This window comes from Streptomyces sp. NPDC054883, from assembly GCF_053610645.1.
Map to the genome: position 1 here is coordinate 88975 of NZ_JBSGYT010000003.1, position 20502 is coordinate 109476.

General features: G+C 75.1%; 20 protein-coding genes. 13 read left to right on the top strand and 7 right to left on the bottom strand.

The genetic code is table 11. The features are described 5' to 3' along the window. Positions 1-155: 155 nt before the first annotated feature. Genes ACWGH1_RS04060 through ACWGH1_RS04080 form a run of 5 tightly spaced genes read left to right on the top strand, consistent with a single transcriptional unit; the run spans position 156 to position 5419 of the window. Positions 156-1199 (top strand): 3-oxoacyl-ACP synthase III family protein, encoded by a 1044-nt coding sequence (locus ACWGH1_RS04060; protein WP_453356732.1) that lies wholly within the window; start codon positions 156-158, stop codon positions 1197-1199. Then, positions 1196-1936, top strand: coding sequence for a glycosyltransferase family 2 protein (locus ACWGH1_RS04065; protein WP_453356731.1), 741 nt, complete (start codon positions 1196-1198; stop codon positions 1934-1936). The genes ACWGH1_RS04060 and ACWGH1_RS04065 overlap by 4 nt, the downstream gene beginning before the upstream one ends. Then, complete coding sequence (locus tag ACWGH1_RS04070; RefSeq protein WP_453408402.1) at positions 1936-3429, top strand: AMP-binding protein; 1494 nt, start codon at positions 1936-1938, stop codon at positions 3427-3429. The genes ACWGH1_RS04065 and ACWGH1_RS04070 overlap by 1 nt, the downstream gene beginning before the upstream one ends. Then, positions 3426-4517, top strand: a complete 1092-nt coding sequence (locus ACWGH1_RS04075; protein ID WP_453408403.1) for a cytochrome P450 — start codon at positions 3426-3428, stop codon at positions 4515-4517. The genes ACWGH1_RS04070 and ACWGH1_RS04075 overlap by 4 nt, the downstream gene beginning before the upstream one ends. Continuing rightward, positions 4514-5419 (top strand): NAD-dependent epimerase/dehydratase family protein, encoded by a 906-nt coding sequence (locus ACWGH1_RS04080; protein WP_453408404.1) that lies wholly within the window; start codon positions 4514-4516, stop codon positions 5417-5419. Before ACWGH1_RS04075 ends, ACWGH1_RS04080 begins: the two co-directional genes overlap by 4 nt. Positions 5420-5493: 74 nt before the next feature. Here ACWGH1_RS04080 and msrB read toward each other — a convergent pair whose 3' ends face one another. From msrB to ACWGH1_RS04100, 4 genes are all read right to left on the bottom strand, one after another. Further along, positions 5494-5901, bottom strand: coding sequence for a peptide-methionine (R)-S-oxide reductase MsrB (gene msrB, locus ACWGH1_RS04085; protein ID WP_453354090.1), 408 nt, complete (start codon positions 5899-5901; stop codon positions 5494-5496). A gap of 23 nt (positions 5902-5924) precedes the next feature. After that, positions 5925-7343: a UDP-N-acetylmuramate--L-alanine ligase gene (gene murC, locus ACWGH1_RS04090; RefSeq protein ID WP_453354089.1), complete on the bottom strand. Its 1419-nt coding sequence runs from the start codon at positions 7341-7343 to the stop codon at positions 5925-5927. A gap of 46 nt (positions 7344-7389) precedes the next feature. Continuing rightward, positions 7390-7857: an indole-3-glycerol phosphate synthase gene (locus ACWGH1_RS04095; protein WP_453354088.1), complete on the bottom strand. Its 468-nt coding sequence runs from the start codon at positions 7855-7857 to the stop codon at positions 7390-7392. Positions 7858-8004: 147 nt separating this feature from the next. After that, complete coding sequence (locus ACWGH1_RS04100) at positions 8005-8778, bottom strand: pyrimidine reductase family protein (protein WP_453354087.1); 774 nt, start codon at positions 8776-8778, stop codon at positions 8005-8007. A gap of 84 nt (positions 8779-8862) precedes the next feature. Here ACWGH1_RS04100 and zapE point away from each other — a divergent pair, with 84 nt between their 5' ends. From zapE to ACWGH1_RS04120, 4 genes are all read left to right on the top strand, one after another. Further along, positions 8863-9921: a cell division protein ZapE gene (gene zapE / locus ACWGH1_RS04105; protein WP_453354091.1), complete on the top strand. Its 1059-nt coding sequence runs from the start codon at positions 8863-8865 to the stop codon at positions 9919-9921. Positions 9922-10008: 87 nt separating this feature from the next. Continuing rightward, entirely contained in the window at positions 10009-10434 is a 426-nt protein-coding gene (locus ACWGH1_RS04110) for an OsmC family peroxiredoxin (RefSeq protein WP_453354086.1), read from the top strand. 123 nt (positions 10435-10557) lie between these two features. Next, positions 10558-11442, top strand: coding sequence for a polyphosphate kinase 2 family protein (locus ACWGH1_RS04115; protein ID WP_453354085.1), 885 nt, complete (start codon positions 10558-10560; stop codon positions 11440-11442). An 18-nt stretch (positions 11443-11460) separates the two neighbouring features. Beyond that, entirely contained in the window at positions 11461-12351 is an 891-nt protein-coding gene (locus ACWGH1_RS04120) for a polysaccharide deacetylase family protein (RefSeq protein ID WP_453354084.1), read from the top strand. Between the two features lie 26 nt (positions 12352-12377). On the opposite strand, the gene ACWGH1_RS04125 is transcribed toward ACWGH1_RS04120, so the two are convergent. Beyond that, complete coding sequence (locus ACWGH1_RS04125) at positions 12378-13052, bottom strand: AIM24 family protein (RefSeq protein ID WP_453354083.1); 675 nt, start codon at positions 13050-13052, stop codon at positions 12378-12380. Between the two features lie 71 nt (positions 13053-13123). Between ACWGH1_RS04125 and ACWGH1_RS04130 the strand changes: the two genes are divergently transcribed. The 4 genes from ACWGH1_RS04130 to ACWGH1_RS04145 all read left to right on the top strand — a co-directional run bounded on the left by ACWGH1_RS04130 (position 13124) and on the right by ACWGH1_RS04145 (position 18188). Then, positions 13124-13903 (top strand): aminoacyl-tRNA hydrolase, encoded by a 780-nt coding sequence (locus ACWGH1_RS04130; protein ID WP_453354082.1) that lies wholly within the window; start codon positions 13124-13126, stop codon positions 13901-13903. A gap of 150 nt (positions 13904-14053) precedes the next feature. Further along, positions 14054-15349 carry a multinuclear nonheme iron-dependent oxidase gene (locus tag ACWGH1_RS04135; protein ID WP_453408405.1) on the top strand — a complete coding sequence of 432 codons (1296 nt, stop codon included), beginning with the start codon at positions 14054-14056 and terminating at the stop codon, positions 15347-15349. Further along, entirely contained in the window at positions 15346-16338 is a 993-nt protein-coding gene (locus ACWGH1_RS04140) for a TIGR04222 domain-containing membrane protein (protein ID WP_453357679.1), read from the top strand. Before ACWGH1_RS04135 ends, ACWGH1_RS04140 begins: the two co-directional genes overlap by 4 nt. Positions 16339-16568: 230 nt before the next feature. Next, on the top strand, positions 16569-18188 hold the full coding sequence (locus ACWGH1_RS04145; protein WP_453408406.1) for an alpha/beta hydrolase: 1620 nt from the start codon (positions 16569-16571) through the stop codon (positions 18186-18188). Between the two features lie 113 nt (positions 18189-18301). On the opposite strand, the gene hemQ is transcribed toward ACWGH1_RS04145, so the two are convergent. Continuing rightward, a complete protein-coding gene (gene hemQ / locus ACWGH1_RS04150; RefSeq protein WP_453354711.1) occupies positions 18302-19015 on the bottom strand; it encodes a hydrogen peroxide-dependent heme synthase in 714 nt (237 codons plus the stop codon). Between the two features lie 23 nt (positions 19016-19038). After that, a complete protein-coding gene (hemG, locus tag ACWGH1_RS04155) occupies positions 19039-20499 on the bottom strand; it encodes a protoporphyrinogen oxidase (protein WP_453354712.1) in 1461 nt (486 codons plus the stop codon). Positions 20500-20502 lie beyond the last annotated feature (3 nt).

Genomic DNA, 20502 nt, shown 5'->3' on the forward strand with positions numbered 1-20502 from the left:
CGCTCCGCCGGGGGAACGGTACGACGTCAGGGCCGCGCACAACAGACGTCGTGCGCAAGGGGCTTGCCCCTGGGCCGGCTACTCGGGCACCGCACACGGCCGATCTGAGCATCCGTACTCAGGTCCGCCCGGCCGGCGCTTGCCATCGTGTGGACATGTTCACTCAGTCAGGGCCCAGCCCCTCCCACCGGCAGCCGCGGCCGCACGCCGCCGGGATAACCGCCGTCGGCAGCACGCTGCCCGAGGACGCGCTCTCCTCCGACGAGCTCCAGCGGGAAGTGGCCCGCCACAGCGGTCTCGCGCTGCCGCCGAGGGTGCTGGCCCAGACCACCGGGATCCTCTCCCGCCGCGTCGCGGCCGACGGGGTGTACGCCTCCACGCTCGCCGTGGGCGCCGCCCGCCGGGCCCTGGCCGCGGCCGGGCTCGGCCCGCTCGACATCGACCTGCTGGTGTTCGCCTCCGCCTCCCGGGACCTGGTCGAGCCCGCCACCGCCCACATCGTGCAGGCCGAACTGGGGTCGCGGGCGCACGCCCTGGACGTCACCAACGCCTGCAACAGCTTCGTCAACGGCATCGACCTGGCCCGTTCCATGATCCTCTCGGGCCGCGCACACCGGGCTCTGGTGGTCACCGGCGAGACGCCGAGCCGGGCGGTGCGCACTGCGCCCGCCGACGCCGCGGAGTTCCGCGCGGGCTTCGCCGGCTACACCTTCGGCGACGCGGGCGCGGCGGTGGTCGTGGAGGCGGTGGAGCGCGGCGGGATCCTGGACGTGGACACCGAGACCCACTCGGAGCACTGGGAGGTCGGCGGCATCCCGGGCGGCGGTTCCCGGCACCCGCGCGGGGACGAGTACACCTACTTCCAGGGCGACGGCCACGAACTGCGCGGGGTGTTCGAGAAGGTCGGCACGGCGGTCATCGACCGGACCCTGCACCGGACGGGCATGGAGTGGGACGGCTTCGCGAAGGTGCTGGTGCACCAGGTGACCGTGCCCTACCTGGAGCGGTTCGCGGAGCTGACCGGCGTACCGGCGGGAAAGCTGGTGGTGACCGTGCCGGAGCTCGGGAACGTGGCGAGCGCGAGCATCGGGGTGCAGCTGGACCGGGTGTTCGGCGGGCTGGCCGCCGGGGAGCGGGTGCTCTTCGTCGGGCTCGGCGGCGGCATCAGCATCATGACGATGGTCTGGGAGAAGTCGTGAACCTGTGGGTGGTGGTGCCGGCACACCAGGAGGAGGCGCGCCTCGGCGACACCCTGCGGGCCTTGGCGGCGCAACGGGACCGGGACTTCACCCTGCTGGTCGTCGACAACGCGTCGACCGACGGCACGGCGGCCGTCGCCCGGGAGTTCGCGAAGCGGGCTCCGTTCGCGGTGGAGGTGACCGAGGAGCCGGAGAAGGGCGTCGGCTCCGCCGTGGACACCGGTTTCCGGTACGCGATCGCGCAGGGCGCGACCCTGCTCGCCCGGACGGACGCCGACTGCCTGCCCCGGCCCGGCTGGACGGCCGCGGCGCGGGACGCACTGCTGCGGCGGCCGGGGCTGGTGTGCGGGCGGATCACCGCCCGGCGCGACGAGCACGGGCCGCTCGGCCGGGCCGGGTTCGCGGGGCTGGTGGCGCTCGCCGCGCTGTTCGGCCGGCTGCGGCCCCGGCACGCGCGCAGACACGGCTACCGCGCCCCGTACCGGATGCACGCGGGGAACAACATGGCCGTCACCGCCGAGCTGTACCTGGCCGTGGGCGGGATGCCCCGGCGCCCTTCGCCGACGGACCGGCTGTTCCTGAACGCCGTACGCCGGCACACCGACCGGATCACACACTGCCGCGCGATGGTGGTGGAGAACTCGACGCGGCGGCTTCGGGCCTACGGGCTCCGGGGCACCGCCCGCTGGTACCTGGACCTGGGCAGCGGTACGCACGGAACGGACGACCCGCGCTGATGCTGGACCGACTCGAACACGCCCTGCGCGCCCGCCCCGGTCTGCCGGCGGTCCTCACCGCCGGCCGCGGCGGCGCCCCCGTGGTGCGGGCCACCCGCGGGGAACTCGCCGGGCAGGCCGACGCGTTCGCCGCCGCGCTGCACGCGCGCGGACTGCGGGCCGGGGACACCGTCGGGGTGGCGGTGCGGCCCGGACCGCGGGCCCTGGCGGTACTGCTCGCGTTGTGGCGGCTCGGGCTGCGCGGGGCGGTGCTCGACCCGGGCGCGGGGCCCGAGGTGCTGCGGGCCCGGCTGGCGCTGGCCCGGCCCGCACTGGTGCTCGCCGACGCCGCCGCGCAGGCGGTCGCGGGCTGGGCGGCGCCGCTGGCCCGGCGGGCCCGGCTGGAGCTGCCGGACCTGGCGGGCCTGGGCGGCCCGGTGGCGACCGTCGGGCGGCGGCTGCCGTGGTGCGCGCCCGCCCTGGAACGGGACGCCCCGCGCGCCGGGGTCCCGGCGCGCTTCGACGGGGACGGGGACGCGGTGATCGTGTTCACCTCCGGGACGACGTCGCGACCGCGGGCGGTGGTGCACACCCGGGCGAGCCTGGCGGCGGGCATGGAGACGGTGTCGGCGCTGTTCGCGGGCGCCCGGCCGGGCGAGCCGGTGCTCGGCGGCACCTTCTTCGTCCTGGTCCCCTCGCTCACCCGCGGCGCGCCGGTCGCGCTGCCGGCCCGCTCCCCGCGCGCGCTGGCCCGGCAGCTGGAGCGGCTCCGCCCGCAGGACACCTACCTGACGCCGCCGCAGCTGCGGGACGCGCTGGCCGCGGGGGCGGGCTTCACGGGACGGGTGTGGACGGGCTCGGCGCCGGCCGGCGCCGAGCTGCTGAACCGCGTCCGGGACGCGGGCGCCGACCAGGCCTGGGGCGTGTACGCCCTGACGGAGCTGTTCCCCGCGGCGGCCGTTGAGTCCCGCGAGAAGGCCGCCTTCACCGGCCCGGGGGACCTGGCGGGGACGCCGCTGCCGGGAGTGCGGGCCGAACGGGACGCGGGCGGGCAGCTACTGCTGGCCGGCCCGGCGGCCCGGGACCGCTACCTGGGGGAGGAACCCGAGGCGTGGGTGCGTACGGGGGACAGGGCGCGGCTGGACGGTGCCGGGCGGATCGTGCTGGAGGGCCGGTGCAAGGACATGGTGCTGCGGCGGGCGGAGAACATCTACCCGGGCCTGTACGAACCCTCCCTGCACGTGCCGGGTGTGGAACTGGGCGTGCTCGTCGGGGTGCCGGCGGACGACGGCGACGAGCGGCTGGTGGCCGTCGTCCAGCCGCGGCGCGGGGTGGCCGAACCGACGCTGCGGGCGGCCCTGTCGGAACCGCTGCGGCGGATGGGGACGGCGCGGCCCGACGCGCTGCTCTTCGCGGACGTCCCGCTCGCGGGGCGCTCGCGCAAACCGGACCGGGCTGCTGCCTCGAAGCTGGCGGCGGCCGCCCTGGACATGGGGAAGGGCGGTGTCCGGTGAACCCGGCTCTGCGGGCCCGGCGGCGTGACCGCCGGGTCTACCTGGGCGGCCACCCGCTGCTGTTCGGGCTGCTCGCCGCCACCCGCGGCCGGCCCGTACGCCGGATCGGCGGTTCCGTGCTGGTGCACGACGCGGAGGCCTACCGCGAGGCGCTGACCCGGCTGCCGCTCGACCGGACGGCGCCGGGCACCACGGGCGGCGCCGCCCGGGCCGCGCTGGAGGGCGCGGGGGGCGTGCTGTTCGACCAGGAGGGCAGCGGGCACCGGGCGGACCGGCGGGTCCTGGCCGAGCGGCTCGGCGCGGCGGGGGTCGCGGAACTGCGCGCGCTCTGGCAGCCCTTGCTCGTACGCCGGCTCCTGCCGCTGGCACGGGGCGGTGAGGTCGACGCGGTGGAGCTGGCGCGGGAACTGGCCGGGGTGGTGGTCTGCGCGCTGCTGGACTGCCCGGCCGAGCCGCGGGCCGTCGCCCGGGCGGCGGCCGAGGCGGCGGCGGCTTCGGTGCGGGGGCACCTGCCGGGACCGCCGCGGCCGGGGGCGCGGGCCGCAGCGGCCCGTACCGCGGCGCGGCTGCGGGAACTCCTCGGCGGCCCCCGGGACGACGCCCTGGCGGCGATGGTCGCGGTGGCCGCCGTCAACACGACCGTGGCGGCGCTGCCTCGGGCGGTGGCCTGGTGCGCGGACGCCGGGCTGTGGGACCAGGCGGGCGATCCGCTGCTGCGGCCGAGGCTGGTGGACGAGCTGCTGCGGGTCACGGCGGCCTCGCCGCTGCTGCCCCGGGTGGCCGCGGCGGCCGGGTCGGCCGGGGGCTGCCCGGTGCGGGCCGGGGACCGGCTGCTGCTGGTCGCGCGGCATGCCGCCGGGGCCCACCGGCGCGACCCCGACGCCCGCCGGCCGGCGCCCGCGGGCGTGGCCGCCCTGGTCTTCGGGGCGGGGCCGCACGCGTGTCCCGGGGCGCGGCTGGCACGGGCCCAACTGGACGGCGTGCTGGAGGCGCTGGCACCGTACCGGCCGGTGGTGACCCGGGCCCGGGTGGACCGGCGGGCGGCCCTTCCGGGGTGGCGCACTCTGACGGTGGGGGCGGGCGCGTGAAACTCCGTATCGCCGTGACCGGAGCGAGCGGCTTCTGCGGCGGGCACGTGGCCCGGGCGGCCGCCGCGAGCGGGGCGGAGGTGGTGTGCGTGGGCCGCCGTCCCGGGCCGGCCGGCTCCCACCGGTTCTGGGACGCGGCCCGCGCGGAGCCGGACCTGTCGGGCACGGACCTGGTGGTGCACTGCGCGGCGGCGGTCGGCGACCCCTCCCCCGGCCCGGCGGCCGAGGCCGCGATGCGGGCGGTCAACGTCGACGGCGCCGCCCGGCTGCTGCGGGCGGCGGGCGGGCGTCCGGTGGTCTGGGTCAGCAGCGCCAGCGTCTACGACCCGCACCGCGACCGCTCCCTGGTCCGCGAGGACCATCCGCGGACCGGGCAGCTGAGCGCCTACGGCCGTACCAAGGCGGCGGGCGAGGACCTGGCGCTGGCCGCCGGTGCGGTGGTGCTGCGCCCGAGGGCCGTCTACGGCCCCGGGGACACCCAGTTGCTTCCCCGGCTGCTCTCCCGCGTCCGGGCCGGGACCCTGCTGCTGCCGGGGCCGGACGTGCGGCTGAGCCTGACGGCGGTGGAGAACCTGGCCGGCGCCTGTCTGGCGGCGGCCGGCTGGGCACCGGGGGCGTACAACATCGCGGACGCACGCCCGTACTCCCGGGACGCCGCCGTCGGGGCGGTCCTGCGCGCGCACGGCATGCGGGCCCGGATCCGGCACCTCCCGCCGGGCGTGGCCGTCGCCGCGGCCCGGATCGCGGAGACGTTGTCCCGCGGGGAACCGGCCCTGAGCCGCTACGCGGTGGACCAGCTGGCCCACCCGGTGGTCCTGGACCTGACCCGGGCCCGCTCCCAGGGCTGGAGCCCGGCCCGCAGCCTGGACGACTACCTCACCGGGCAGTGCGCGCGGCGGTGACGCCCCGGACGCCGGAGCGCCGGGGGGCCCGGTTTCCCGGGCCCGCCGGCGCTCGACGGGAGCCCTGCCGCGGGTCAGTTCTCCGTCGGGGACAGCCGCAGGGAGATGCTGTTGATGCAGTACCGCTGGTCGGTGGGCGTCGGGTAGCCCTCGCCTTCGAAGACGTGGCCCAGGTGGGAGCCGCACTTCGCGCAGCGGACCTCGGTACGGACCATGCCGTGCGAGGTGTCCGCGATCAGCTCGACCGCGTCGGTGTCCTTCGGGTCGTAGAAGGACGGCCAGCCGCAGTGCGACTCGAACTTCGTGTCGGAACGGAACAGCTCGGCGCCGCACGCCCGACAGGAGTAGACGCCTTCCGTCTTGGTGTCGGTGTACTCACCACGGAAGGCCGGTTCGGTGCCCGCGAGACGCAGCACCTGGTACTCGGACGGGGTCAGCTCCGCCTGCCACTGCTCGTCCGTCTTCTCGACCTCGTACGCCATGACGTTCCCGCTCCCTCTGGCCTTCAGCTCGACAGGCGGGCGAGGATCTGCGGTCCCAGATCCGTGACGTCGCCCGCGCCCATGGTGAGAACGAGATCACCGGGCTTGGCCATTCCCGCGATGACGTCGGCGACGGCGTCCTTGTCGTGCTCGGCCGCGACGTCGGCGCCCGCGGTCCGGGCCGCTTCGATGATGAGCTCGCTCGTGACGCCGGGCAGCGGGTCCTCGCGGGCCGGGTAGATGTCCAGCACCACGGAGGCGTCCGCCAGGGCCAGGGCCAGGCCCATCTCCTTGCCGAGTTCCTGCGTGCGGGAGAAGAGGTGGGGCTGGAAGACGACGAGGATGCGCGAGTCCCCGGCGGCGCCGCGGATGGCCTCCAGGTCCGCGGTCATCTCCGTGGGGTGGTGCGCGTAGGAGTCGATGACCTGCACGCCCGCGGCCTCTCCCTTGAGCTGGAGGCGGCGCTTGACGCCGGTGTACTTGCCGAGGGCGGAGGCGAGGTTGTGCGCCGGGATGCCGAGCGCGACACCGGCGGCCAGGGCGGCGACGGCGTTGTGCGCGTAGTGCCGGCCGGGGACGGAGACGGTGAAGGTGAGCATCCGCCCTCCCCCGGCCTCCGGCCCGGGGGACCCCAGGACCACGGTGACCTCGCTGGTCAGGCCGCGCGGGGTGATCTTCGTGATCCGGACGTCGGCGCCGGCCTCCTCGCCGTACGTGACGACCCGCAGCCCCTCCCGGCCGGCCACCCGGGCGGCGATCTCGGCCGCACCGGCCTGGCCGTGGGCGACGACCAGGGTGCCGCCGGGGACGACCTTCGAGACGAAGGTCTCGAAGGACTCGTAGATCTCCTCCATCGACGCGTAGTTCGCGTGGTGGTCGAGCTCCGCGTTGAGGATGATCGCGACCTGCGGGGCGTACTTGTGGAAGCTGCGGTCGCTCTCGTCCGCCTCGGCCACGAAGATGTCGCCCTCGCCGTGGTGGGCGTTGGACCCCGGGGCGTCGAGGTCGCCGCCGATGGCGTAGGAGGGGTCCAGGCCCAGGGCCGACAGGGACACCGCCAGCATGGAGGTGGTGGTGGTCTTGCCGTGCGTGCCCGCCACCGCGATCGGCCGCAGGCCGTCCATCAGGCCGGCCAGGGCGTCGGATCGGTGCACGACCGGGATGCCCAGTTCGGCGGCGCGGGCCAGCTCGGGGTTGTCGGCGCGAATGGCGCTGGAGACGACCACGCAGGTGGAGTCGTCCGCGAGGTGGCCGGCGGCGTGCCCGACGTGCACCGTGGCGCCGTGGGCGCGCAGCGCCTGGGCGGTCTCGGAGTCACGGGCGTCACTGCCGGCCACCCGCGCACCGCGCTGGGCGAGGATCTTCGCGATGCCGGACATGCCGGCTCCGCCGATGCCGATGAAGTGGGGCCGTTCCATGGCGGTCGGCAGGCCGGGCTTCATTCAGGTCGCTCCAGGAATCGATTGCTAGGGGTGAGCCGGGGCCAGCCTATTCGTTGTGGGCGAACAGCTTGAGCACCGGAACGCCGACCTTGTGCCGCGCGCGGGAGGCCCAGTCGCGGTGGAAGAACTCCTCGACGAAGTGCGGCGCGGTCAGCACGATCACCTCGTCGGCCCCGGTCTCGTCCACGACGGCCTTGAGCCGGTCCAGGGGGTGGTCCTCGACGAGCTGGCCGACGGCCTTGGCGCCCTTTCTGCGCAGGGCTTCCAACGAGTGTTCGAGGGCCTGGGCGGCGGGGCGGCGGGCGGCGGTGCCCTCCGGCTCGTCACCCTCGTGGAGCGCCTCGGGGAGCTCGCCGAGCGCGACGTCGTCGATGGCGCGCAGCAGCCTGTCCTGGTCCCCCCTCGGTTGCATGAGGACGAGGAACGACACCTCGTCGTCTCCGTGCAGGGTGGTGACGAAGTCCACGTCCACCGGGGTCAGCGGCTGCTCGATCATCAATACGCTCGTGAACACGGACGCCCTCTCCTTCATGGGCCGAGGCCGGGGGGCCGGCCTCTGCGGAAACCATCCTGCCCCGCTCTCGCGCGGGCTTGCGCGGATATCTCTGCCCAGGTATGTGCCCACCGGAAGCAAAGCGGAACGGCGAATTCCGCCCCTTGTTCAGATTCGACGGTAACTGGTGAAGAGGAACCCGGCCTCCTCCAGCACACCGGCCGCCGCGAGCCGGTGCGGAACCGTGACGGAGGGGCCTCCGGCGATGCGCTGGGCACCGCCCGCCGTGAGCATCGGGGAGATCGTCAGGCACAGCTCGTCCAGCACGTCGGCGGCCACGAACTGCCCCAGCAGTCGGGGTCCGCCCTCGGTGAGCTGGCGGCGCAGTCCGCGCGCGGCGAGTTCCCCGACCGCCCGTGCGGGGTCGACGGCCGCCCCGTCGCCCGCGACCACCACCTCGGCCCCGGCCGCGGATGCCTGCGCCACCCGGTCGGCGGGGGCGGCGGCGCCGGTGACGACCAGCGTGGGCACGAGGGGGGAGGTGAACAGGGGCAGGGAGAAGTCCAGGTCCATGCTCGCCGTGATCACCGCGATGGCGGCCGCCGGGCCCTGGCCCGCGGCGCTGCGCCGCTCCGCGAAGGCCGCCCGGGCCCGTGCCGGGCGGTAGCCCTCCTGGCGAACCGTTTCCGCGCCGACGACGATCACGTCCGCCAGCGCGCGCAGGGTGCCGAAGACCTGCATGTCGGTCTCGCTGGAAATGGGCTGCGAGCGGCCGTCGTGCTGGGCGGCTCCGTCGAGGGTCGAGACCATGTTGGCCCGCAGCCAGTGGCCGTCGGGGCCGAGCGCGGGGTACGCGTAGGCCTCCGCGAGCTCGTCCGGCGACCACGGCCGGTCGCTCCGGTCTGCTGATGTCTGATCGGTCACAGGGAACAGGCGTCGCATCGATGCAGTGTGCCACGGCCCGTAGAGTTAAGGGCTGTGTCAACCTCTCTCACGACCTCCGGTCAGGCCTCCGGGCGGCAGCCGATAGCCGACGCGGGTCCCCAGGCCCTGTGTGCCCGGGCCCCCCGCGTGCCCGCCGAACGGCTGGTCGCCGAGATGGTGCCGCCGCCGCGTTTCGACTCGGTGCGCTTCGACACCTACGAACCCGACCCCACCCAGCCCAGCCAGCGCGAGGCCGTCACCGTGCTCAGCGCCTTCGCCGCGGGACTGGGCGGGGCGCACGCCAGCGGGTCCGGCAGGCGGCGCTGGTTCTCGAAGAAGCCCGCTGCCCCGGCCGCCGCCCCCGGCGGGGTCTACCTCGACGGCGGCTACGGCGTCGGCAAGACGCACCTGCTGGCCTCGCTGTGGCACGCGACCCCGGCCGAGCCCGCGCTGAAGGCCTTCGGCACCTTCGTGGAGCTGACCAACCTGGTGGGCGCGCTCGGCTTCCAGCAGACCGTGCAGACCCTCGGCGGCCACCGGCTGCTGTGCATCGACGAATTCGAGCTGGACGACCCGGGTGACACCGTGCTGGTGTCCTCGCTGCTGAGCCGGCTCGTCGAGCAGGGCGTGGCGCTGGCCGCGACCTCCAACACGCTGCCCGGCAAGCTCGGCGAGGGCCGGTTCGCGGCGGCCGACTTCCTGCGGGAGATCCAGGGCCTGTCGGCGCACTTCCGGCCACTGCGGATCGACGGCCAGGACTACCGGCACCGCGGGCTCCCGGAGGCGCCGGCGCCGTTCTCGGACGAGCAGGTGGCCAAGGCCGCGTACGCGACGCCGGGCGCGAGCCTCGACGACTTCCCCGGGCTGCTGGAACACCTGGCGAAGGTGCACCCGAGCCGCTACGGAGCGCTGACGGACGGGATATCCGCGGTGTGCCTGACCGATGTCGGCCCCGTCCCGGACCAGTCGACGGCGCTGCGGCTGGTGGTCCTGGCCGACCGGTTGTACGACCGCGAGATACCGGTCCTCGCCTCGGGCGTGCCGTTCGACCGCCTGTTCAGTGAAGAAATGCTCAACGGGGGCTATCGGAAGAAGTACTTCCGCGCCATATCCCGGCTCACCGCCCTGGCACGCGACGCGAAGGGGCTGGTGGCCCAGTAGGTTGGGTGGCGCCGGGCCGTTCGCGCGTACGGATCGTCATGCGTACGGCCGGTCCGGTCGTTTCCCACTTCTGCGAAGGGATCCACCATGGCCACCACGCGTACCGCCCACACCAACTGGGAGGGCAACCTCCTCAAGGGCGGCGGTGTCGTCACCCTCGACTCCTCGGGTCGGGGTTCGTTCGACGTCTCCTGGCCCTCGCGCGCCGAGGCCGCGAACGGCAAGACGAGCCCGGAAGAGCTGATCGCCGCGGCGCACTCCAGCTGCTACTCGATGGCCCTCTCGCACGGCCTCGACGGTGCGGGCACCCCGCCCACCCGGGTGGAGACCAAGGCCGACGTGACGTTCCAGCCGGGTGAGGGCATCACCGGCATCCATCTGACGGTGCGCGCCGAGGTTCCGGGGCTGGATGCCGAAGCCTTCGCGGCCGCCGCCGAGGACGCGAAGAAGAACTGCCCGGTCAGCCAGGCCCTGACGGGCACGACGATCACCCTGAGCGCCGAGCTGATCTGACGCCGCTCGCGGTGCGGCCGGTCGCTCGCGGTGGCGGACCCCCGCACGGCCGGCCGGCCCGCCGTGCGCCGCCGTCCCCGATGCCGGATGATCGACGGAGTCGACTGATCGGGGTGGACGGCGGTGGCGAAGGAGAAGAACGGCGCTCGGCGGACCACGAAGGCCGGGTCGCCGCCCGCCCTGCGCGAGTTGCTGCGCGTCCCGGCCGGCCGGGTCGACCTCGGCGCCGTCGACGCGTCCTCGACGCCGGGCGGCCCCTCCCGCAAGGCGGACGGCGTGGCCGACACGGCCAGGATGGCCGGGCCGCTCGCCTCGCTCCAGGAACGGCTGTACGCCGCGAGCACCGCGGGTGACCGGCGCCGGCTCCTGCTCGTCCTCCAGGGCATGGACACCAGCGGCAAGGGCGGCACGGTCAAGCACGTGATCGGTTCCTTCAACCCTTCGGGCTGCCGGGTCCAGGCCTTCAAGGCACCCACCCCGGAGGAACGGAGCCACCCCTTCCTGTGGCGCGTGACGAACGCCCTGCCCCGGCCCGGGGAGATCGGCATCTTCGACCGCTCGCACTACGAGGACGTGCTGATCGCCCGCGTCCGCGAACTGGTTCCCCCCGGGACGCTGGACCGGCGCTACGAAGAGATCAACCGGTTCGAGGAGTCGCTCGCCGAGGACGGCGTGACCGTGGTGAAGGTCTTCCTCCACCTCTCTTACGAGGAGCAGCGCGAGCGGCTGCTGGCCCGGCTCGACGACCCGTCCAAGCACTGGAAGTTCAACCCGGGCGACATCGACGAGCGGGCGCTGTGGCCGGCCTACCGGCGTGCCTACGAGCTGGCGCTGGAGCGCTGCTCCACGGATGCCGCGCCCTGGTACGTCGTACCCGCCGACCGCAAGTGGTACCGGAACTGGGCCGTCGGCAAGCTCTTGGCGGAGCATCTGGAGGCCATCGGTCCGCGCTATCCGAGTGCTGATTTCGACGTAGCCGAGTGCCGCGCACGTCTACTTGCCACATAGTCGGATATTTTGCCTGGCGTGACCCTCTCCGTAGCAGTGCGCAAAGCCGCGGCCGTGGCCGCCCTCGGTGCCGCCCTCGCCGGCTGCGGGGCCGGCAGCGGCTCGCCGAAGCCCGCCAACGAAGCCCGGATGGGCACCCCGGCGGCTCGCCCCTCGGTCTCCCCGTCCGTCGGCGCCCCGGACCCGCCGAAGGCCGGCGCGCCGGCCGCCGTTCCGGTGCTGCCGCCCGGCCCGAACGGACTGACGCCGGTCTTCGAACGGGCGAAGCAGCGCACGGACAAGACGGTGGCACTGACCTTCGACGCGGACATGACTTCCGATCAGGGGCCGCGCGCCGCCTCGGGGGAACGTTTCGACAACCCGCAGCTGATCTCGTCCCTGCGCGCCCTCAAGGTGCCCGCCACCATCTTCATGACCGGCCGCTGGGCGGAGGAGTACCCGGACCAGGCGAAGGCCATCGGCACCGATCCCGACTTCGAGATCGCCAACCACTCGTACAGCCACCACGCCTTCAAGTCCCCCTGCTACGGGCTCCCCGCGCTCGACGCCGCCGCCGCGAGGGCCGACGTGGACCGGGCCTTCGGCGCGTTCCGGAAGGCGGGTGCGGTCAACACCGTCCCCTACTTCCGCTTCCCCGGCGGCTGCTACGACGACCAGGCGCTGCGGGCGCTGTCCCCGGCGAAGGTGACGGCCGTGCAGTGGGACGTGGTCAGCGGTGACGCCTTCGCCAAGGACCCCGACGCGGTGGCGGAGCAGGTGCTGGCCGGGGTCAAGCCTGGCTCGGTGGTGGTCATGCACTGCACGCGCAGCGCCGCCCCGGTCACCGAGGAGGCGGTCCGCAAGGTGGTCCCGGAGCTGCGCAAGCGCGGCTACCGCTTCGTGAAGGTCTCCGACCTGATCGGGAAGTAGCCCGGGCCCTTGCCGGCCAGGGCCGTTCAGTGCGCCGCGGTCACCTCGGTGACCTCGCTGGGGCGGACGATGACGAAGCCCTCGCCGCTCAGCTTGAGCTGCACGGCCTCCCCGGAGCCGCCGCGGATCATCGACCCGATCGACTGGGAGCGGTGCAGCCCGGTCTCCAGGGCGGCGCTCCAGCCGACCACCGCGTCCGTGTCCACGTACACCGGCGCCTGCGCGGTGACCGGGATGATGATCGGGTTGCCCTCGCAGATGACCGCGAGCTTGCCGGTGCCGGTGAACAGGCTGTTGAACAGCCCGCCGCCGGTCATGCCCGCGCCCTTGACCATCCGGATCTCGTAGGAGAGCGACGGGTCGAAGCACAGGACGTTGCGCCCGTTGATGGTGAGGGCGTCGCCGGGCTCGAACTCGACGATGAAGCAGTTCGCGGCCTGGTGGGCGAACCACGCCTCGCCCTGGCCGCGCACCGACATCAGGGCCAGCCCCTCGCCGGTCACGGCGCGCTTGAGCATGCCGCCTATGCCCTGCCCCTTGCGCTCGAACTGGAGGTTGCCGCGGAAGGCGACCATCGAGCCCTGGCGGGCCAGCATCTCCCCGTTGACGGTGTACTTGACGGACTTCGCGTTCTGGAGGGTCATCCCCGCTGCGGCGGCGGGCTGAACCAGGTTCTCGGACGCGAAAAGATCACTCTTCATGGGCCCGATCCTCGCCCGGGCGCCACCCCTGCGGCATCCTCCTGAAGTCGGAGGCTGGCAGACTGGGCCGGATGAGCACCGAGGACACCCAGGCCCCCCAGGACACCGCCCCCGTGCCGGCCGTGGGGGCCGACAGCCCCTTCCGCAAGGAGCACGCGGCCCGCGACGGGGCCCCCCAGTTCGTGCTGCCGCTGGTCGTGCGGATCGAGAAGACCGCACCGCCCGCCAGGACCGACGCGCTGGAGACGGCGGCCCGCGCGGTGCTCGTGCTGCTGACCGACGAACGCTCGCACGGCGAGGGCGAGTGGGCCGGGGCCGTCCGCGACTGGCAGGACGCCCGGATCCGCAAGGTGGTCCGGCGGGCCCGCGGGGCGGAGTGGCGCAAGGCCGGGACCCTGCCCGGGATCACGGTCCGCGGTGCCGGCCCGTCGGGTGCGCAGACCGAGGTACGGGTCTTCCCGCCGGTGCCGCTCGACGGCTGGCCCAAGGAGCTGGCCAAGCTCCAGGTGTCGGGCACCGACCTCGACGATCCGGAACCGGCCGCTCCGGCGGCGCCGGGCGTGCCCGTGCTGTGGCTCAACCCGGACCTGGACATGTCGGCCGGCAAGGCGATGGCCCAGGCCGGGCACGCGGCGCAGTTGGCGTGGTGGGAGCTGACCCCGGCGGAGCGCGGCGCCTGGCGGGACTCCGGTTTCCCGCTGGCCGTACGGACGGCCCCGCGCGAGCGGTGGGCGGAGCTGAGCGGGAGCGGGAGCGGGCTGCCGGTGGTGCGGGACGCGGGGTTCACGGAGATCGCGCCGGGCTCCTGCACGGTGGTCTCGGACCATCCGGCGCTGCGGGCGCGGCTGTAGCCCGGCGAGCGGCAGCGCCCGGGCCCGGAAACCCGGCGCCGGCCCCGGCGGAACCTCAAATGTAGCTCTGAACGTCCCCTCCGGCGGGTTGGGCGGACTCCGCCGGGGCCATCACATCGGCGAAGGACCGATGGAAGGGGGCGGGGGGACATGAAGCCCGTGGCACACCTGGGGGTGGGCATCGGCTGGCGGCCCGAGATCGCGGAAGCGGTGGAACGGCTGCCGGGCCTGGACTGGGTCGAGGTGGTGGCGGAGAACATCTGCCCCGGGCACCTGCCGGCCCCGCTGACCCGGCTGCTGGAGCGCGGCGTGCGCGTCGTCCCGCACGGGGTCTCGCTGGGCCTCGGCGGCGCCGACCGCCCGGACGCCGGGAAGCTGGCCGCGCTCGGGGAGCGGGCCGTGGCGCTGGGCGCGCCGCTGGTCACCGAGCACATCGCGTACGTACGCACCTCCTCGCCGGCCCTGGAGGCCGGGCACCTGCTGCCCGTGCCGCGGACCCGGGAGGCACTGGACGTGCTCTGCGAGAACGTCCGGATGGCGCAGGACGCACTGCCCGTGCCGCTGGCGCTGGAGAACATCGCCGCGCTGTTCCCGTGGCCCGGGGACGAGCTGACGGAGGCCCGGTTCCTGACCGAGCTGGTGGAGCGCACCGGGGTGCGGCTGCTCATCGACGTGGCGAACCTCCACACCAACCGGGTGAACCGGGGCGAGGACCCGGCTGCGGTGCTGGACGCGATCCCGCTGGAGGCGCTGGCGTACGTGCACGTCGCCGGGGGCGTGGAGCGGAACGGGGTGTGGCACGACACGCACGCGCACCCCGTGCCGGGGGTGGTGCTGGACGTACTCGCGCAGCTGCGGGAACGGGTGGAGCCGGCCGGGGTCCTGCTGGAGCGGGACGACGACTTCCCGCCGGAGGGCGAGCTGGCGGCGGAACTCCGGGCCGTGCGTGGGGTGCTGGCCGCCGCGCCCGCCCCGTCGAGGCCGGGTCCGGCTCCCCGGGAACCGGGCCCGGAGGCCGTGCAGGCCCCCGTGACGGACGGGGTCCGGATCCGGCTCGGGCTGCGGCAGGCCGCGCTGCTGTCGGCGCTCGTGGCGGGCACTCCCGTACCGGAGGGCTTCGACCGGCAGCGGATCCGGGTGCAGGCCAGGGCGCTGGCCGCCAAGCGGGCGTCGGTGGTGGCGAAGCTGGCCCCGGAGCTGCCGGCCCTCCTGGGCGGCGGGGACGCGTACCGCACCGCGTTCCTCGGATACGCCCGCGGCCGCCCCATGACGGCCGGATACCGCCGGGACGCGCTGGACTTCGCCGAGCACCTGCTGATCCGGAACCTCCCGGCCGACCCGGCCGCCCGCCGCCGGCTCACCGCCTGGTGGCGGGAGCGGGCCGGGGCGCGGCCGCTGGGCCGGGTCGCGCGCTGGGCGCGGGCGCTCGTCGGGAAGGCCGCGTGAACGCGCTCGCCGTGGCGGTCTGGCTCGCCGTGGCCGCCTCCACCGTGCTGCTCTTGCGCGGCCCGGGCGGCAGACGGTCCGCGTCGTCCGGCCCGGCGGCGTACCTGCACGACCTGTCCGAGGCCGCGTTCCTGGCGGGCGGGCCGGGAGCGGTCGTCGACAGCGCGCTCGTCTCGCTGCTGTGCGACGGCCGGCTGGTCGTCGGCGGCCCGGGCATCGTGCACGCCAGGCCCGGGGTGCGGGCCGCCGACGTAGCCGAGCGCGCCGTGCTCCAGGCCCTGGTGCAGGCGCCCTCCGGATGGCTGTACCGGGTGCGGTACGCGGCCATGGCCGACCCGGCCGTGCAGGAGACGGGGGACGCCCTGGCCGGCCGGGGGCTGATCACCGTGCCCGGTTCGGGGCGCGGGCGACGCCGCTGGGGGCTGGTCCAGGCGGTGGTGTGCGCGCTGCTGGTGCCGCCGTCGATGGTGCTGACCTTCGTGGCGTGGGATTCGGATGCCGAATTCCAGGTGCCCTTCATCTGCGAGGTGTTGCCCGTTCTGGTGGCCGGGTTCGGCTTCGGCATCGCCGGCGCCCGGCGCGCCCGTCGGCGGATCACCCCGGCGGGGCGGGAGGCGCTGGGCGCGATGCGGGCCCGGTACGCGGGCGACCACACCCCGCGGGTCCGGACGGCCCTGTTCGGGCTGCGCGGGCTGCGCGACCCGTACCTGCGGCAGCAGTTGGTGCCGGCCGCCCGCGGTACCCGTCTGGCCGCGGCGCAGGCGGGCGCGCGGCGGACCGCCGGTTCCGGCTCGTCCGGCTCGGGCGCCGAGTTCGCGCCGCTCGTGTGGTGCGCGGCGACCGACGGCGGGAGCCCCGGCTGCGGCTCGTCCGGGTCCAGCTGCTCCTCGGGCTCCAGCTGCTCGTCCGGGTCCAGCTGCTCGTCCGGCTCCAGCTGCTCGTCCGGGTCCAGCTGCTCCTCGGGCTCCAGCTGCTCCAGCAGTTCCTGACGGCCCGTCCGGCCAGGCGCGCCGAGAGCCGCCGGGGCCGGCCGGTCCGCCGTGGACCACGGCGCGCCCCCGCGCGCTCAGCCCGCGCGGGGCAAGGGCGCCAGGGGCGGCTTCCGGCCGAGGTGGGTACGGCAATGGGGGGAGGCCGGACGACACCCGGGCCGGGGTGCTGTACAAGGGGCCGCCGGTCGGCATCTCATCGGACCAGCCGATGAGATGAGAGGGCCGCCATGCGCAGGAAGCTCACCCGACGCGCGCTCACCGCGGCGGTCCTCGGCCTCGCCCTGGCCGGTCCCGTCCCCGCCCGGGCGGCCGACGGGGACGCCGAGTCGGCCGGGGCCGAGCTCGTCGCCCACGACCCGCCGCCGCTCGCCTTCGGGCCCTGCCCCGAAGTTGAGGCACTGCCGGACCCCGTCCGGTGCGCGACGTTGCGCGTCCCCCTCGACTACGCCCGCCCCGCCGGCCCCCGGATCTCCCTCACCGTCAGCCGCGTCCCGGCCACCGGCAGCGGCGGAGCGGCCCGCCAGGGCGCCCTCGTCTACAACCCGGGCGGCCCCGGTGCCTCCGGGATGGCGTTCCCGCTCTTCGGCGGCCTGCCCGCCTGGGAGCGCGTCGCCGCCGCCTACGACCTCGTCGGTTACGCCCCGCGCGGGGTCGGCCGCTCCGCCCCGCTGTCCTGCCAGGACCCCGCCGCCCGCGCCCAGGCGCCCGCGCAGGTCCCGGCCGAACCCTCACCCGCGTACAAGCGGCAACGGCTCGCCGCCGCCCGGGCCTACGCCCGCGGCTGCGCCCGGCGGGCCGGCGCCGCCCTGCCGTACTACACGACCCTGAACAACGTCCGCGACCTGTACGTGCTGCGCGCCGCGCTCGGCGAACCGGAGCTGAACTTCCTGGGGGCCTCGTACGGCACCTACCTGGGGGCCGTCTACGCCACCCGCTACCCGGGCCACCTGCGCCGGATGGTCTTCGACTCGGCGGTCGACCCGGACCCGCACCGCGTCTGGTACCGCAACAACCTCGACCAGGGCCCCGGCTTCGAGCGCCGCTGGTACGACTTCCGCGCCTGGGCCGCCCGGCACCACGCCGCGTACGGCCTCGGCAGCACCGCGGAGGCCGTGCTCGGCGCCTACGAACGCGTCCGGAGCGCGGTGGCCCGTACCCCCGCCGGCGGGGTGGTGGGGACGGGCGAACTCCATGCCGCCTTCCTCCAGACGGTGTACTACGACGACGTCTGGCCGGACCGGGCCCGGGCGCTGGCCGCCTTCCTGCGCGGCGACCCGGGCCCGCTGACGCAGCAGGCCGCGCCGGATCCGGCCCGCGGGGCCGCCGTGGAGAACGCGACGGCCGTGTACACGGCGGTGCTGTGCAACGACGCCGACTGGCCGGCCGACTGGGCGACCTGGGACCGGGACAACACCGCGGTGGCGCGCCGGGCGCCCTTCGAGACCTGGGCGAACGCGTTCCTCAACCTGCCCTGCGCCTCCTGGCCGGTGCGCGAGCGGCAGCGCCCGGTGGACGTGCGGGCCGGGCCGCAAGGGCTCCCCCGCACCCTGATCGTGGCGGCGGAACGGGACGGGGCGACCCCCTACCCCGGCGCGCTCGGACTCCAGCGGCGGCTCGGCCCGCGGGCCGCGCTGGTCACGGAGCAGGGGGCCGGTCACCACGGGGTGTCCGGCGGCCGCAACGACTGCGTCGACGGGCACGTGGAGCGGTACTTGCTGACGGGTGACACCCCGGGGCGGCGTGCCACGTGTGCGCCGCATCCGGAGCCCGCACCGGTGTCGCTGGACGAGCGGGCGGCGGGCACCCCGGGGAATGCTCCCAGGGCGCTGCTGCCGCCTGTCGTCTGAACTTCCGGGCGGGGTCTCCGGCTGCGTCGATTCGGGGGCGGGGCCTCCCGATCACCGGCGGCCGCCCCCAAGTCACGGGGGCACTGCGCCGGTCCTTCCCCCCAGGGGAGGTATCAGGCGAGCCCGGCCACCAGATCGGCGACGGACTTGCGGCGTCCGGTGTAGAAGGGCACCTCTTCCCGGACGTGCATACGGGCCTCGGAAGCACGCAGGTGACGCATGAGGTCGACGATGCGCCACAGCTCGTCGGCCTCGAAGGCCAGCAGCCACTCGTAGTCGCCGAGCGAGAACGAGGCGACGGTGTTGGCCCGCACGTCGGGGTAGCCGCGGGCCATCTTGCCGTGGTCGGCGAGCATCCGGCGGCGGTCGTCGTCGGGCAGCAGGTACCAGTCGTACGAGCGCACGAAGGGGTACACGCTGACGTACTCGCGCGGGTTCTCGTCGGCCAGGAACGCCGGGATGTGCGACTTGTTGAACTCGGCCGGGCGGTGCAGGGCCATGTTCGACCAGACCGGCTCCAGGGCGCGCCCGAACTTGGTGCGGCGGAAGAGGTTGTAGGCGGTCTGCAGCTCGTCCGCCGTCTCCGCGTGCCACCAGATCATGATGTCCGCGTCGGCCCGCAGGCCGGAGACGTCATAGGTGCCGCGGACGGTGATGTCCTTGGCGGCCAGTTGATCGAAGAGTTCCTGGACCTCGTCGGCGAAGCCGGTGCGGTCCTCCGGGAGAACGTCCTTCAGCTTGAAGACGGACCACAGGGTGTAGCGAATGACCTCGTTCAGGTCCTTCGCCTTCTTCCCCGCGTTGGGAATCTTCTCTGGTGCAGTCATGTGCCTATTGTCCCGTGTGCTGATCAGTGGTCTGTGCCAGGGGTGCCGAACGTGCCCCCGAGTGCGCCGAGCACCACGTCGGCGGCCTTGTCGGCGCTCGCGACGCACGCCGGGATCCCCACCCCGTCGTAGAGCGCACCGCACACCGCGAGGCCCGGCAGGGCGGCGACGGCGGACCGGATCCGGGCGACCCGGGCGAGGTGGCCGACGGGGTACTGGGGCAGGCCGCCGTCCCAGCGGGTGACGGTGGAGGCGACCGGGCGGGCCGCGAGGCCCACGGCCTCGCCGAGGTCCCGCAGCGAGACCTCGACCAGCTCGGCGTCCTCGCGCTCCAGCACGGTCTCGTCGCCGTAGCGGCCGACGGACGTGCGCAGCAGGAAGAGGTCCGGGTCGGCGCCCGACCAGGCCCACTTGTTGCTGGAGAAGGTGGAGGCCTTGACGGTGCGGCCGTCGACGGGCGGCACAAGGAACCCGCTGGCGCCGCCGGCGGTGATCCCGGGCGGCAGGTCGGAGCGCCGGAAGGCCATGGTCACCAGGGCCATCGAGGCGTACTCGACGCCGCGCAGCTCCGCGGCGGCCGCGGGCGCGAGCGCGTCGAGCAGCCGGGCGGCGGGTCCGGCGGCGGTGGCCAGGACCACGCCGTCGGCCTCGATGACCTCGGATCCGGCGACCACGCGCCAGCCTGCGGGGGTACGCAGGACCTCCTGCACCGGACGGCCGGTGTGCAGGCCGGCTCCGGCAGCCCGGCACGCTTCGGCCACGGCGAGCGGGAGCCGTCCGATGCCGCCCTCGATGCCGGCGAAGACCGGACCGGCCGCCTGGGGCAGTGCCGCCGCCCGGCGCTGCAGTTCCCGTACGCCCTCGCCCAGCAGCGCGTGCGTGCGGGCGGCCTCGTAGAGCTGCGGCACGGCGGCCCGCATCGAGATCCGGTAGGCGTCGCCTGCGTAGACCCCGCCGAGCAGCGGTTCCACCAGCCGGTCGACGACCTCGCGGCCGAGGCGGGCGGCGACGTACTCGCCGACGGCGACGTCCTCGCCGATCTCGGCGGGCGGCAGCGTCGGCTCGGCCCCGATCCGGGCGAGGCCTTCGGCGGAGAGCACCCCGGAGGCGGCGAGGGGGGCCAAGTCGCCCGGGACGCCCATGACATGGCCGCGCGGCATGGGCCGCAGCGCGCCCCGGGTCCACAGCCTGGCGGTGGCGGTGGCCGGCGCCTGGAGCGCGTCGCCGAGCCCCACGGCGCGGGCCAGGGCCACGCCTTCCGGGCGGCGGGCGAGCATGGATTCGGCGCCGAGGTCGACGGGGGCCCCGGCCAGCTCTCCGGCGTACAGCTTGCCGCCGAGGCGCGGGCCGGCCTCCAGCAGCGTGACGCGGACGCCGTCGCCGAGCAGCCGGTGGGCGACCGCGAGGCCGGCGATGCCACCGCCGATGACGACGACGTGACCGGGGGTCCCCGGCCGGTCCGTACGCATGTCCGCTTCGTGCATGGA